General features: G+C 46.8%; 10 protein-coding genes. 7 read left to right on the top strand and 3 right to left on the bottom strand.

Going from position 1 to position 14900, the window contains the following annotated elements; translation table 11 throughout:
* Positions 1-47 precede the first annotated feature (47 nt).
* From R3P39_RS01970 to R3P39_RS01945, 6 genes are all read left to right on the top strand, one after another.
* Positions 48-740 carry an SDR family oxidoreductase gene (locus R3P39_RS01970; protein ID WP_336565334.1) on the top strand — a complete coding sequence of 231 codons (693 nt, stop codon included), beginning with the start codon at positions 48-50 and terminating at the stop codon, positions 738-740.
* 29 nt (positions 741-769) lie between these two features.
* On the top strand, positions 770-1426 hold the full coding sequence (locus tag R3P39_RS01965; RefSeq protein ID WP_336565333.1) for an ABC transporter ATP-binding protein: 657 nt from the start codon (positions 770-772) through the stop codon (positions 1424-1426).
* A 34-nt stretch (positions 1427-1460) separates the two neighbouring features.
* On the top strand, positions 1461-3869 hold the full coding sequence (locus tag R3P39_RS01960; RefSeq protein WP_336565332.1) for an FtsX-like permease family protein: 2409 nt from the start codon (positions 1461-1463) through the stop codon (positions 3867-3869).
* A complete protein-coding gene (locus R3P39_RS01955) occupies positions 3859-4935 on the top strand; it encodes a lipocalin-like domain-containing protein (protein ID WP_336565331.1) in 1077 nt (358 codons plus the stop codon). The genes R3P39_RS01960 and R3P39_RS01955 overlap by 11 nt, the downstream gene beginning before the upstream one ends.
* Before the next feature lie 119 nt (positions 4936-5054).
* Positions 5055-8336: an MHYT domain-containing protein gene (locus R3P39_RS01950; protein WP_336565330.1), complete on the top strand. Its 3282-nt coding sequence runs from the start codon at positions 5055-5057 to the stop codon at positions 8334-8336.
* Positions 8336-9319 (top strand): response regulator, encoded by a 984-nt coding sequence (locus R3P39_RS01945; protein WP_336565329.1) that lies wholly within the window; start codon positions 8336-8338, stop codon positions 9317-9319. Before R3P39_RS01950 ends, R3P39_RS01945 begins: the two co-directional genes overlap by 1 nt.
* Here R3P39_RS01945 and R3P39_RS01940 read toward each other — a convergent pair.
* Together R3P39_RS01940 and R3P39_RS01935 are read right to left on the bottom strand one after the other, a co-directional pair.
* Positions 9316-10650, bottom strand: coding sequence for an NAD(P)/FAD-dependent oxidoreductase (locus tag R3P39_RS01940; RefSeq protein WP_336565328.1), 1335 nt, complete (start codon positions 10648-10650; stop codon positions 9316-9318). The genes R3P39_RS01945 and R3P39_RS01940 overlap by 4 nt on opposite strands.
* A gap of 1 nt (position 10651) precedes the next feature.
* A complete protein-coding gene (locus tag R3P39_RS01935) occupies positions 10652-11209 on the bottom strand; it encodes a GNAT family N-acetyltransferase (RefSeq protein ID WP_336565327.1) in 558 nt (185 codons plus the stop codon).
* Positions 11210-11406: 197 nt separating this feature from the next.
* On the opposite strand from R3P39_RS01935, the gene R3P39_RS01930 reads away from it, so the two are divergent.
* On the top strand, positions 11407-12849 hold the full coding sequence (locus tag R3P39_RS01930) for a chitinase (RefSeq protein ID WP_336565326.1): 1443 nt from the start codon (positions 11407-11409) through the stop codon (positions 12847-12849).
* A 655-nt stretch (positions 12850-13504) separates the two neighbouring features.
* Here R3P39_RS01930 and R3P39_RS01925 read toward each other — a convergent pair.
* A complete protein-coding gene (locus R3P39_RS01925) occupies positions 13505-14347 on the bottom strand; it encodes a hypothetical protein (protein WP_336565325.1) in 843 nt (280 codons plus the stop codon).
* Between the last annotated feature and the right edge of the window lie 553 nt (positions 14348-14900).

Raw genomic sequence — 14900 nt, 5'->3', positions numbered from 1 at the left:
AGTCGATAGATTAAACACTTAGTTCACTTTTCGGGGGAGGATTTCAAGTGAAGAAAATCCTAATCACGGGCGCAAACCGTGGTATTGGCTTGGCGTTAGTTAATACTTACTTGCAAGCTGGCTGGCATGTACTTGCGACCTGCCGCGATCCTCAAGCGGCAACCGAGCTTAATGCGTTAGCACCCACTTACCCTGAACTGCAAGTGTTTGCTTTAGATGTCACTAACTACGACCAGATGGCAGAGCTCAGTGAAAAGTTAGCGCCAGTGGCAATCGATGTAGTGATTAATAACGCTGGTATTTATGGCCCTAAAGGCTATGCCTTTGGTGAAACCGACATAGAAACTTGGCGTGAGGTGATGGAGGTCAATGTCTTTGCTACCTTGCGTTTAGCTGAGTTGTTTTATACCCATTTAAGTCATGGCGAAGACAAAATCTTTGCGGCCTTGTCGTCTAAGGTTGGCAGCAATACCATGAACACCAAAGGCGGCGGTTACATTTATCGCAGCTCAAAAGCTGCGCTCAATTCGGTGATCAAAAGCCTGTCTAATGATTTGCTCAATGAAGGCATTCGCACAGTTGCCTTACACCCAGGCTGGGTGCAAACCGAAATGGGTGGGGAGAATGCGTTAATTACCCCGCAAGAGTCTGCAAATGGCCTCTACAGTGTGCTATCACACTTTGTTGATGCCCAAAGTGGGGGCTTTTACGATTACAAAGGCGAAGCCATTCCCTGGTAAATCCTTTTACCTTAAACCAAGGATCCGTTGTGGTTGTTGTTGAAGATCTTGTTTTTACTCGCCGTGACGGCGATACCACGCGCACCATTTTAAATCGTGCTCATTTTACCATCGCCGAGCACGAGCAAGTTGCCATTATTGGCGACAGCGGTTCAGGGAAAACCACCTTGATCAATTTGCTTGGGGGGTTATTACGCCCAGACGCCGGTAATATTTGGGTGGCGGGCAAAAATATTGCCCAGCTTAATGATACCGAGCAAGCCATATACCGCAGAAGTGTTGGCATGGTTTTTCAACATTACCAGTTGCTAGCGCCATTAACAGTGCGCGATAACATTACCTTTCAAGCACAGCTTAATCATCGCCAACCCAGTCAGGATGAAATCATCACCCTCACAGAGAGGTTGGGCATTAGTAACAAACTGGATGCCTACCCAAGCCAGCTTTCTGGTGGCGAGCAACAGCGAGTAGGAATAGCGCGTGCGCTGCTTAATCAACCGGCACTGTTATTGGCCGACGAACCCACCGGTAATCTCGATGCCCAGCGCAGTGAAGAAGTGGTGTCACTGATGCAAAGCCTCTGTCGTGAACAAGGTATAAACTTGATTATGGTGACCCACAGCCAGCAATTAGCACATGCCCTTGACCGACAAATTTTAATTCAAGACCAAGTTGCCCATGGTTAAGCAAGGTCAAACAATACACTCAAGGCGAGAGTTTATGCTTATCGCTCAGGTGATAGGCAAATTCTATCGCCAACACTTGGCCTTGTGTTTATTGTTTCTGTTTGGTTTGTCGTTAGGCGGCGCATTACTCGGGGCTATTCAAGGGCTTAACCAAGAAGCGGGCGAGCGCTATGAAAACACCAGTGCCCTGCTTAATAACCCCATCACGCATTTTGTTCGTCCAGCTGCTGGGCAGCAGTATATTGAGCAAGCAACGTGGTTAAGATTAAGAAAAGCGGGGATCACCAGCGCCGCTCCGGTGGTTGAACACACCATCACACTACAAGGGCAGCGGCTTTGGCTGCGAGGGGTAAACACCCTCGACTGGTTAAGCCAAGCACGACCAGCCAAGCAATCACAGCAAGGGCGTGATGTTGGCTTTGCTCTGAACACGCTATTTTTACCGGCTGCTTTGGCACAGCGCCTCAATATTAACCAAGCCGTAACGCGCGAGGTTGCCGGGGTAACGGTTAATCTGCAACCGGCTCCCAGCCTTGAAGGGCAAACGGCACTGGCAGACATTGCGCTGGTAGACAGTGTGCTGAAATTAAATGGCGCAGTCAGTTACATTGAAATCTCCGACCCCAAACTGGAGCCAAGTCAGGTGCAGCTACTTCTTAATGGTGAGGGGGTGTTACAAAACGCAGAGCAGCAATCTTTTGACTCCCTCTCTAAGGCGTTCTTTTTCAATCTTAAAGCATTGGCGTTACTGGGTTATGTAGTGGGTGCCTTTCTAAGCTTTAACGCCATTAAACTGGTACTGTATGCACGAAAAAAACTGCACAGCCAGTTATTATTGTTTGGTTGTACTGAGCGCACGCTTGCTTATGTCGTCGTCAGTGAACTGCTGCTCATGAGCGCCATCGCTGCGCTTATCGGCGAGGGCATGGCCTACTTTGGTGCTAACCTGTTACTGGGCGAAATTAACCTCGCCATGCAAAGTTTATTCGAGCTCGATCGGAGTTTAGCGATAGAGTTTAGTTGGACGACTGTACTGTTGGCGTTTTCGCTCAACGTTATGGTGTTGCTCGGGGTTATTGTCGGTCAATTAAGGGGCGTTAGCATTCCGTTAAACACCCCGATAAAGCTTAGTGCTCTGATGATGGTGGCGGTAATTGCCGGGTATTTTTACCACTACAGTGATAGCGCATTAGATGCCTTGGGTTTGTGCGTCAGCTTATTACTGCTGTTTTTTATTATCTGCGGCCCTGTGCTGCGATACACGTTTTCTTGGCTACCGGCAGCCTCCCCACTATTAAAGTGGATGAAAGCGCAAAGTGCGCAGCAACTAACGGTGCTTAAAGTCAGTGTTTATGCTGTATTACTCGCCACTGGCGCTTCGGTGGGGTTGCAAGTTATGGTGGTCAGCTTTAATAGCGCATTACAAATTCACTTAGATAAGCGCTTAAGTGCCGATTTGTACGTTCGTCCTGCTGAGGTGACAGAGCAGCAGTATCGCTGGCTCGCGGCGCGCCCAGAGGTGGCACAACTGGGCGTGTATTGGCACGCCGATGCCGCGCTCGATAACGCTGAGCGGCGCCAACTTCCCCCACAGGTTGAAGTAATAAGTTTTGGTGCGGATGCAACTTCGCATCAAAACTTACAGTTACTTCAAGGTCGCGCGCCCGACAGTACAGAGCTTTATTCCGCCAAAGCCACTGAGCAGCTTGGCTGCTTAGCGAATGAACCCAGTCAGTTACGCTATGGTCTCGAAACCGGTATGTCACTGAGGTTATTGCAAGGCGAGCGAGTACTCCGCTGTACCATTACTGGATTTTACTATGATTACGGTGAACAAAAGCCGGTGTTGGTGGTGCCTACTACCGCGCTGCAGCAAGCGGGCTTTACCTATCAACAATACGGTTACTCTGTTCAAGCTAAGCAGGGTGCGGATATCGACCAGTTAAAAAAAGATATCGTCACAGCATTGCAATTAAGAGCCTCGCAAGTGAGTTACAATCAAGTGTTCAAAGACTTTGCTAACAGGCTGTTTTCTCATACATTTTATGCCACGAAAGCACTCAATATGTTGATCGTGTTGATTGCCCTGTTTGGGCTCTGGGTGTCGTTATTAACCTTAGGTGCAAAGCAGTTGCAACCACTGGCAACCTTATCCACGTTGGGGGTGACCACCAAGCAACTGTTGGCGGTGAAGCTATTACAAAGTGGTATCATCTTGCTGGTTACTTTATTGCTGGCAACGGCCTTAGGCCTTGCGCTTGGGGTGGTGCTATTGAAACTAGTGATGCCTATCGGTTTCGGTTGGAGTATTCCTATGGATCTGCCTGTCTTAGATATTGTATTCTTTTTGCTCACCATTTTTATACTGGCGTTAGTGGTCAGCCTGTTACCATTACTAAAACTTCGTCGTTATGCGGCTGCGGATCTGCTTTATGAACAGTAATTGGCAAGCTTACTTATTTCTGTGTACTGTGATGCTGCTTAGCGGCTGTTCACCCGCCGAGCAGCCAGCAAAAGAGCAAACCGCGAGCGTTTTTAATCTCCAGCTTGGTGAAGCGGTTAAGCCGGGCATGCAACTGCAATTTCCTAAAGATCATGGTGCTCATCCTGAGCAAGGGATTGAATGGTGGTACGTTACTGCGAACCTAAGCAGTGAAAAAGGCAAGCAATTTGGGGTGCAATGGACACTGTTTAGAACCTCATTAGCGCAGCCAGAGCTCAACTCGAAGTGGTGGGATGACAACCTATATTTTGCTCACTTTGCCATTCAAACCGACAACACTCATAAAGCCGCTGAGAAGTACGGTCGCGCTGGGCAGGTGACCATTCAAAGTCAGCCGTTTGTCGCCCGTATCGATGACTGGTCAATGCAAAGTCGCGGCGATGCCTTTTTACAGTTGGAGTTGCAGGCTAATACAGGTTCTGAGCAAATAGCATTGACGCTCAAAAACAGCCCTAGAGTATTACACGGCGATAACGGTTACAGCGAAAAAACAGCCGAGGGCCACGCTTCTTATTACTACAGTTATCCGTTTTTGCAAGTGACGGGACGTATTCACTTTGATGGCCAAGTGCATCAAGTGAAAGGCCAAGCGTGGTTAGACCGCGAGTGGTCAGCGGCCTTTATTGACCCAGAGCAAAGTGGTTGGGACTGGTTTAGTTTGCGCCACCAAGACCCGGCGCAAGGAGCATTGATGGTGTTTTGTATTCGCGATGAACAACAACGATATCAAGACTGTCGCGGTACTGAAATTAGTCAAAACGGGAGTAGCAAACACATCCCAGCCAAGGAGATAAACCTGCAAGTAACGGCTACCACAGATATTTCGGGGCACCGTTATCCCACTAGGTGGCGGCTCAAGTTAGACCATCGAGCTGCCATTGATATTCACAGTCGAAACCCAAATTCACGCAATAACTTAACCATTCCCTACTGGGAGGGCCGGGTGAGCGCTTCCGGAGGCTTTACTGGGGAAGGTTATGCTGAGCTAGTAGGGTATGAGCGCTGATACTCGTTGCGTTGAGTATGGCGTCAATCACCTTAAAAATTCGCAGAGGCATCGTTTTTTCCTGTGCAACTGACGCTTAGCAGACTAAACTCGGTGAATCTGGATCCATTTATGACGTTATGCTGAGTTCTCTTTTTATTACTAATCCTGCTCCTGAGTTATTGGTCAATGGTGCCTACGATTACACCTTAGTAGTGGTGTCGGTGATAGTGGCCATCATCGCTTCGTTTTTCACCTTAATCCAAATTGATTTTGCTGAAAAAAATCAAACCAGTAGTATCAGCCGTTTGGCAAAACTCGGCGGTGCAGTGGCCATGGCCGGTGGTATTTGGAGCATGCATTTCATTGGTATGCTGGCGTTTTCTTTGTGTGTCGAGATAAGTTATGACCCCTGGCTTACTGGGGCTTCTGTTATTCCGGCTTTGATTGCCTGCTGGAGTGCATTTGAAGTCATCACCAAGCCTAGTCCTACACTTACGCAAAAAGGCGGCGCGGCGCTGATATTAGGAGCCGGGATTGGGGTTATGCATTACGCTGGTATGGAGGCCATGCAGCTTGGTCCGAGCCTGAAGTATGACCCTGGTATATTCAGCCTTTCTATTGTGGTTGCTGTTAGTTTGGCATTTGTGGCGATTCAATTTCGCGCCAAACTCCGGCGCGTGAGTGAACAATATAATCAAAATGCAGTGCGGCTATTATGTGCGGTGATCTTAGGCGCTGCTGTTTCAGGAATGCACTACACTGGTATGGCGGCAGCGCGTTTTGTCGCCGACAGCCCCATCCTCGATCAGCAAATACAAAGTCAACACAATCAGTCTTTAGCGCTATTCGTCGCCGCCATGAGCATTATTATTAGTGCACTGTCGGCGTTGGTGCATACGGCCAGTAAATACCGTGCAGTTGCCAGTGATAAAGCCGCTAATGAGTCGCGTCTAGAGGCCATTTTTGAAACCGCAGTGGATGGTATTATTACCATCGATAGTCAAGCCAATATCCAAAGTTGCAATGCCGTAGTGAGCGATATTTTAGGCTATCAAGAAAGAGAGTTGTTGGGACAAAACATTGCTATTTTACTGCCGCAACACAGCGGCGTTCGAGGGCCACTCAGTAGTGCCGAAATCAAGCAGTTTAGTGCCGTGGGGAGTGAAATAACCACACAACACAAAAACGGTACTTTAGTGCCTGTACGATTAGGTGTGGGTGAAGTAAAGCTTAAAAATCAGGCCTCTTTCTTTGTTGCCTTTATTACCGATTTAACCGTACAAAAACAAATGCAACAGGCACTTAAAGAGCAAGAAGCGCGTCACCGCACCTTGCTTAACAATATGCCTGGTGTTGCGTTTCGCTGTAAAATTGACGAGCAATGGAGCATGTCTTTTGTTAGCCCAATCGTTGCCGAGCTAACCGGCTATCGTAGCGAAGAGTTTATTGCCAATACCATCACGTTTGAGGCGTTATTGCATCATGAGGATAAAACCTATGTTCGTGATGTTATAGACGAAGCGTTACAAAGTGGTAAGGGGAGCTACTCTTTGGAGTATCGTATTAAGCATCGTGCGGGAGAAATAAAGTGGGTGTTAGATAAGGGCTCATTTGAATTTGATGAGCAGGGCAAAGTGGCGGGTATTGCCGGCGTGCTACTGGACATCAGTGAGCGCAAATCAATGGAAGACGAGTTACGTACAGCTAAGCGTATCGCCGAGAGTGCTGCGGCCTCGAAGCAGGCATTCTTAGCTAATATGAGTCATGAGATAAGAACTCCCATGAATGCTATTTTAGGATTTAGCGAGGTACTGAAAGATTCGCCCTTGCAACCAGAGCAAAGCAAGCATGTGCATACCATTTTAACTAGTGCCAAAGCATTACTCCACTTGCTTAATGACATTCTCGACTCTGCCAAATTAGAGCAAGGTAAGTTGGACTTGGTGGAAGCGGACTTTTGTGTTTCTGAGCTGGTTGATAATGTTGTGTCGACGTTTTGGTATCAGGCGAAAAAGAAAGGCTTGGCGTTAGAGCTGGAAATAAGCCCAAACCTACATCAGTATTACCACGGAGCCCCCGACAGGCTCAGACAAATACTGGTGAATTTACTGGGCAATGCCATTAAGTTTACTAACCAAGGCTGTGTGAAGTTGTGTGTTCGTGCAAATGGCGACAAAGGGTTATTATTTGAAATACACGATACAGGTATTGGCATCGAGAAAAACCGCTTAGAGGCGATTTTTAACCCGTTTGAGCAAGCCGACGGCAGTATGAGTCGCAATTATGGTGGCACAGGGCTCGGTACAACGATTAGCCGCCAGCTGGTGGAATTAATGCAAGGGGAAATTTGGGCGCAGAGTGAACTGGGCAAGGGCTCAATATTTAGCTTTACCGTGCCCTTGAAACAGATTGCAACACTCACAAACAGCAATAATTATCAGCAAGTTGAGATACCACCGTTAAGCATCTTGGTGGCCGATGATATCCAACAAAATACCGAGCTATTGCAATTATTGTTATCTAAACATGGCCATACGATTGACGTTGCTCATGATGGTGCGGAAGCGTTAAACAAAGTAAAAGCAGGTAACTATGACGTGATCCTAATGGATATTCATATGCCTGGATGTGATGGCCTAGAGGCAACACGCAAGATTAAAGCTTGGCAGCAACAAACCTCAAGCAAAGCAACCCCGATCATCGCGCTGACTGCCAGCGTACTGGGTGAAGACCGAGCCGCTGCTAAGCAAGCCGGAATGGTGGCGTTTGCTTCAAAGCCGTTGGTGTTAGAGGAACTAACCCGAACCATCGCCAAAGTACTTGGCTTGAAAGTGCCTGAGCAGAGCCAGCAAGGGCGTCAGGCTATAACCAAGCAGCTGATCAACCGTGCTAGAGCCATTAACTTATGGGGTGATGAACCACGCTTTTTGGCCGAGTTGTCGCGCTTTTGGCAGGGTAAGCGAGCCGATGTTATCGCCTTAATGTCGCATGTGACGCCACTCGATGCCGCTGCGCTTGAGAGTGTACATACTCTCAAAGGCATTGCTAGCAACCTGGCGTTAGAAACCCTAGCAGATAGTTTATCCCAAGCAGAGCGCAGCAAATGTTTAGATGAGCGATTACGGGCTAAGCTGGCCAACATTGTTGAGCAGCTAGATGATGTGGTGGGTGTTAGCGACGAAAACACCGTAACCGCGGCACTGACTCAAGGAGATGCTGAGCAATTTAAGCACTCACTTAGCCGCATTAAAGCCATGGTGTTGGCGGCGCAAGTAGAAGATGAAGTTATTGTGGCGCTCAGAGAGAGTGCCCCACCAAGTTATCATCGAGATATTGAGTTATTACAGCATGCTTTGGATGATTTTGATTTTCAGCGTGCAGAGCACATAGTAGCACAACTCATGGGAAGCGAATCGTAATGAGTAACGAGCAAAAACCGCTCATATTAGCGGTAGATGACGAGGCAACCAATCTTCAGGTGTTAAGACAAACCCTGGCAGCAGAATATCGTTTAAAGTTTGCCAAATCGGGTGAGCTTGCCCTTGAGCTTACCTCCCAAGAGCGCCCTGACCTGATTTTATTAGATGTGATGATGCCAGGCATGACCGGCTTTGAAGTGTGTGCCAAGCTCAAGCAAAACAGTCGCACTGCCCATATCCCAATTATTTTTGTTACCGCTTTGAGTGAAGAGTTTGATGAAGCAAAAGGCTTTGAACTTGGTGCAGTCGATTACATTACCAAACCAATTAGTCCGGCCATTACTCGTGCCCGAGTGAAAACGCATTTGTCTTTGGTGAGTGCGGCGGAGTTAAAAAAGGCCTATGTCGAGCTGATGCAACGTTTAGCTCAAGCTGCTGAGTACAAGGACAATGAAACGGGTCAGCACATTGCCAGAATGAGTCGCTATTGTTATGTGCTTGCCAAAGCTTATGGGCTATCAGAAGAATATGCTGAGGATTTAATGTTGGCAGCGCCCATGCACGACATTGGTAAGGTGGGAATAGCAGACAGTATTTTATTAAAACCTGGGCGTTTAGACGCGCAAGAGTATGAAATCATGAAGCAACATGCGGAACTTGGTGCCAATATTCTTGCCGGTTCAGAGTCAAAACTGGTACGCCTTGCCTATCTGATGGCGATGGAGCACCACGAAAAGTACGATGGCAGCGGCTATCCAAAAGGTTTGCAGGGGGAAGAGATCTCCATCGAAGGGCGGATCTGCGCTCTTGCTGATGTGTTTGATGCCTTAACCTCAAAGCGGCCATACAAAGAGGCATGGCCTATAGAGAAAGCGATGGCATTTATTCAATCACAAAGTGGACTGCACTTTGATCCCAAGTTGGTGGCGCTATTGGCAGAAAACTTACCAGAAATTTTAAAAATTAAAGCGCAATTTGATTAACTGACCCTGTCCATAAGTTGGGCGTATTGATAATACGCCAACTGCCCAAAGCGCCGGAGCTGGGGAAGTGGAAATTTGGGCAATGGTTTGTTGTAAATTGGCAGATTGGGCACGCTTTCCCCCATCAACTGCTGCGCCAAACGCATACTTGCTTGGGCACTAAAAGCAACGCCAGAGCCACAGTAACCCAAGACATAACCGGTGTTGTTTTCAGCATAGACATGGGGAATGTCGTCTAAAGCGGCAGCAATGTAACCGCTCCAAAAGTAGTGGGTTTTGAATGGCAGAGCAGGGAAGCAGTCTTTCAGTGCCTTCTCGAGATTACGCTGATACTTAATATTATCTTGATCGTGACCAAACACGGCGCCACGCCCACCAAATAAAATACGGTTATCTGGCAAACGACGATAATAATATTTTAGCCTTCGGGTATCCATGACCACTTGCTCAGTGAGTAAGCCATGGGCGGCTAATTGCTCATGGCTAAGTGGTTCGGTGACAATAATACTACTTAGAATAGGCAAGTAGCGCCCTTGAGTCAGTGGCGAAAAGTCACGTTGAGCATAAGCATTCGCGGCAATCACCAGCTTTTTAGCCGTGACCTGATGGCCGTTGACGTTAAGTTGATGCTGGCCATTGTGGTTGTGCTGCTGGCTAACTAGGCTATTTTCAAAAAGTTGAATACCGGCTTGCTGTGCTTGCGATTTATAGCCCATTAATAGCTTTAATGGGTGAATGCCAAAGGCATTATCAAAGCGTAGTGCCCCAAACCCTTGTTGATTTTGCATGTAGTGCTCGGCCAGCTGCTGTTTGGATAACAGCTGATGGCTGCTTGAGCCCATAGTGTTGCTTAAAAAGTCTGCTTGTTGCTTAAGTAGGTTAAAGGCGTGCTGATTATGGGCGACTTTGAGATAGCCTGATGGCTGCACGGAACAATCTATTTGCTGCGACGTTATGTGGTTACGCACCTGAGTTACGGCCTGATTGTATTCTTGATAGATGGCTTTACTCACGTCTAAGCCATAGAGTTTGGCAAGTTGGCTGTAACCAAGGCGCCCGGTACTGGGTAGCACAAACCCGGCATTTCTAGCACTGGCACCAAAGCCAACTTGGTTGGCTTCAAACAGCGCCACACTTTGCTGATAGCTGGTGGCCAAATGATACGCAGTTAATAAGCCTGTAAAGCCGCCGCCAATAACTGCAACATCCACTTGCAACGGTTTATCTAATGCCGCGCAAGGCTTACCAAGATCGCATGTTGCGGCCCAATAACTATCAGCAAACGCTTGGCCTTGGCAATGTGGCTGTGAGAGGGGGTCAAAGCTTGTCATACTAAAACTCCAACACCATTTCTGCTGCTTGGCAGTGGCACTCGTTACCGCACAGAGTGCAGACGTAGCCATGGTGAATACAATCGTCTAACCATTTGTCATCGTGTAACTTAATTAAGCGGCCGCCTGCCTTGGTAAAATACTTTACTGCGCCGTTGCCTGGGCTTTGCTTCCACAAGTGGGCAACGCCTGCTTTTGCGCCTTGTTGACGCAGCGCATCCACAGCATGTTGTAACAGTTGCGGTCCGATCCCGAGGCCTTGTGCCTGTGGCGCCACAGCAATGCACTTGAAGTACGCCATATCTGCCGCTGTAACAGGCCATAGCTCAGGTGAACTCCATTTATCGATAAACCATTGGCCTGCACTGTAGGTGGTTCTAAAGCCCAGTAACTCGCCATCGTCCCCGAGTGCAACAAAAGAGGCGTTAATGCCATTTTTCATGCCTTGCTGATACATTTTTTCAATGCCCTGTGCATCTAGGTAATTGTCGCCATGAACCAGATTACCTAACTCGATAACGGCAGCAAAATGTTCGGCTTGTAATGGAAGTATCTGCATGATTAGCCTCTTTATTTATTCTTTTATCGGTATCTATTTATGAACTGCGTCGACGTTTAAGCTTACCACGGGCATATATACAGCAAAAACAAAAATCCAGCGTGGCGGTAAAGAAAGTAGATTTGACAGCGATGTCATTTTGTTAATAATTGTTTAATCGGTGTTTTGTACCGATCACAACATGTAAAGGATAAAAAATGAATAAAGTAACTTCTATCACGCTTGCCCTAGTGGCACTGAACAGCTCGCTTGCTGTGGCGATGAACCCTCAGCCTGACCCTAACAACCCAGATGGGTATATTGTCTCACGCGCCGAGCTCAACGCTGCGAAAACCAGCAAAACGCTCGACCCCATGTATGCCATTTGGTCAAAAGCCCTTGAAGCGCGTGACAACGCCGTGGTTGAGGCGATTGCGCCAGGTCTTGCAAGTAATCCCGAGAATGTAAAACGAGCGGAGCGAGTGTTTGGTCAGCAGCAGTGGCAGTTTTTAACCCAAATGGCGGCGCCAGAATACACCTACACCCGTTTCTTACGAGCAATTGGCAAGTTTCCCGCATTTTGTGGTGACTACAGCGATGGCAGAAATGCCGATGCCATCTGTAAACGCTCTATCATCACCGCATTTGCTCACTTTGCTCAAGAAACCGGTGGTCATATTAGTAAAGGCAATGTCTCTGACAACCCATTGGGCCTTGAAGAGTGGCAGCAGGCGTTGGTTCACGTACGTGAAATGGGGTGGTCTGAAGGAGAGCAAGGCTATACCACAGGATGTGGTCAAGATAACTGGCAAACTCGGCGTTGGCCATGTGGTGAAGGCCAAGGTTACTTTGGTCGCGGTGCTAAACAACTGTCTTATCACTTTAACTATGGTGCGTTCAGCGAAGTGATGTTTGATGGCGACGCTACCGTGCTGCTTAATAATCCAGGGTTGGTGGCTGATTCTTGGTTAAACTTGGCTTCAGCGATTTGGTTTTTCTTAACCCCACAGGCGCCTAAACCTGCCATGTTGCATGTTATCGACAGAACTTGGACACCATCGCAGCGTGAGGTGGATGCTGGTATTGGTTATGGCTTTGGTACCACGATAAATATTATTAACGGGGGTATTGAATGCGGTGCGCAAAATAAAGATAAAGGCCAGCCGGTTAATCGTATTCGTTACTGGCAAGGACTCTCACACCACTACAATATCGCCATTGCCAGCGACGAAGAAGACACCTGCTGGCAACAAACGCCTTATGGCAGCCTGAACTTGGATGGCGCAAGCGATGTTTTATACACCAACTGGGAAGGAGATTGGGCCTACTACCCAGATAGACCTGGAGGTTTCTCTTTTGAATGTAAACTGGTGGGCTACCAAACGGCTTATTCCGCTTTGGTCCCTGGCGATTACGAAAAGTGTGTGACGAACTTTTACCAATCTCATGCTGGTTGGCCGCAAGTGAGAGTCGTGGATGAGTTACCCACTGAACCTACAGAGCCTCCTGTGGGCGAAGTGCCTGCTTGGGATGCCACCAGTGTGTATGTAAAAGACGACCAAGTTAGTTATGAGGGCCTAGTGTTTAAGGCGAAATGGTGGACCCAAGGTGACACCCCTGTTGCAGGTAGCTGGGGGCCTTGGCAATTGGTGCAGCAATAGTAGGCTGAATTAAGAAGGTAGGTAGTCTTTAACGCTTGCCTATCTTCTTAGGGGAAATACCAAGGAACATTAATAATTACGCTCAGGGTATGTAGAAAAAGCACGGATAGAATCCATCAGCAATTAAATTATGTTAACCAGATACGCGTTATAACTGGTTTTTAAAATGAGCTGGGCGCAGCGATAAACAATAAGGCTCCCTCCTAGATACTTAGACTTAACTAGCAAATATTGTTTGCCTTTACTCGTAAACTGTATTGATTTTTGGTGCTCGACGACTGATAGCTCAACGTTTTGTTGTAAATAGTCTTATTGCTACGTTTACTTTGAACCGCAAAGGAAAGTCCATCATCATGGAAGTGATAACTTTCTAGCTATCCTCACGCTAACGCACTGTTTAATCGAAGTCGGAAAACCGTTGTCAAGCTTAGACAATGACAGGGTTAACGGAGACACCCACCATCATTTAAGCGCATAGTGGAAGAGATAGTTTTAATAATAATTGCTGGCGCTTTTATCTGTGAAAAAATCTATACCTCAGTTTCGGTATATTGAATAGTTCTTAGCATAAAACGGTATAGACCAATCGATATCATGTCTTACGCATTAAGTATTTAGCAGGTATATTGGTCACATACCTGCTAAAAAGTTCAGCTTATAACGGCTTGCACTGGGGACAAGGTGGGGTCGTGTCGCCTGGTACTCTCACCCAGCCAATATTCCGACTAGTGCTATAAGTGCCATCATTTATGGTAACTTTAACCTGGTATATACCACCACCTCGATGAGGTGTTGCTGTAATAGTTTTTGAGCCTCTCAGCATACCGCCATTCGAGAAAGAAACTGATGTGCTTTTTGAGGTCAAATAGAGTTCGTCTTTTAATGTAAGCGTTACTCTAACATCTGAATTTGACACCATCGCTTTGGAATATTGGTCTAGTTCAAAACTAACTTTCGTACTAACTTTACCGCCTGTAATTGATGGTGTAGTTGCGTAGGTTATCTTTGGTGCATTCTGTACCATCACTGGGATTGCTTGACATCTACTACTTGAACGTGCCCATACTAAAGCTGCTCCATAAGTATATGAAAAGTCCATGTTAAAATAAGCATTTGAATCCCAGTTAGTGCGGTCATTTCCTAAAAGTCCGTTCTCGGAATTGTAGAAGCTCACATCACGTAATTTGTCATTCAGGTCAAGGAAGTCAAGGTCAACTTTAAAGCGATAGCTGTTTCCCTTTAATACATAGGATGGACCTGACAATTTGAAGCTATCACCAGTTGTCAAACTCGTCAAAGACCATAAAAATGAACCTAGGCTAGTCCAAGATTGAGAACCATAATAGCCCCAGCCGGCGTCGATAGCATCTGGTAATGCATGAAGCTCTAATTGCGTGGACTCATAACTGGAGTAACTGCAGTCGTATGGAAGTTCTTGTGACATCACGCTTAATGAAGCTAGAGCAAGAGGAAGCGCAGCGAGGTTTTTCATTTTCATTTTAATTCCTTTAATTTAAAAGACTTACTTTCTATAAGTTTGATAAGTGTTTATTTTTACAGATTGGTTGTCAATTAAATGTTTATTCATATGTAAATATGTGTGAATAGAATGATGCTATAAGGTTTTTTAGTGGCAGAATTAACGTAAAAGTTAGCGTAGACTCTCTTCATTATTTCTTCGATGCTGATTATTCGTGTTTTGGTACCTGCTCTGCCATGACAGAGCTATATGCTGGTCGAGTTACAGTCAGTCCAAGTGAAGACCTGCTGAGTACCAGTCTGCTGATCACACCGGTTGCCAGTGTTTCTCATCATGTCTCAATAATAAGACTAGATCTTAATTTCTCTCGTTTACCATCAGTAGTCCGCCTAGTGAGTAATTGATTGCCAAGTTTAATTACTTGATGTCTTGTTCATTGCCTGTTGGCAGTAGCCCAGCATCAAGTGTCACACTGTAGCTATGCTGCCAACCGGGACTGCAAAATGCTCCCTTAAACCTCTGTTGATAATTCTGCAAAAGTACTAATGACCTCCGTTGTCGACTTTGATCT

The organism is Pseudoalteromonas sp. UG3-2 (assembly GCF_037120705.1).
In the GTDB taxonomy this organism is placed as follows: Bacteria; Pseudomonadota; Gammaproteobacteria; order Enterobacterales; family Alteromonadaceae; genus Pseudoalteromonas.
The sequence above is the reverse complement of the archived record's forward strand: the minus strand, read 5'-3'. Positions and strand labels throughout refer to the sequence as shown.

What these genes read in the sequence shown, in the direction of transcription:
- R3P39_RS01960 (WP_336565332.1), top strand. Translation starts at nt 1,461, where the DNA reads ATGCTTATCGCTCAGGTGATAGGCAAATTCTATCGCCAACACTTGGCC.
- R3P39_RS01955 (WP_336565331.1), top strand. Translation starts at nt 3,859, where the DNA reads ATGAACAGTAATTGGCAAGCTTACTTATTTCTGTGTACTGTGATGCTG.
- R3P39_RS01950 (WP_336565330.1), top strand. Translation starts at nt 5,055, where the DNA reads ATGCTGAGTTCTCTTTTTATTACTAATCCTGCTCCTGAGTTATTGGTC.
- R3P39_RS01945 (WP_336565329.1), top strand. Translation starts at nt 8,336, where the DNA reads ATGAGTAACGAGCAAAAACCGCTCATATTAGCGGTAGATGACGAGGCA.
- R3P39_RS01940 (WP_336565328.1), bottom strand. Translation starts at nt 10,650, where the DNA reads ATGACAAGCTTTGACCCCCTCTCACAGCCACATTGCCAAGGCCAAGCG.
- R3P39_RS01935 (WP_336565327.1), bottom strand. Translation starts at nt 11,209, where the DNA reads ATGCAGATACTTCCATTACAAGCCGAACATTTTGCTGCCGTTATCGAG.
- R3P39_RS01930 (WP_336565326.1), top strand. Translation starts at nt 11,407, where the DNA reads ATGAATAAAGTAACTTCTATCACGCTTGCCCTAGTGGCACTGAACAGC.
- R3P39_RS01925 (WP_336565325.1), bottom strand. Translation starts at nt 14,347, where the DNA reads ATGAAAATGAAAAACCTCGCTGCGCTTCCTCTTGCTCTAGCTTCATTA.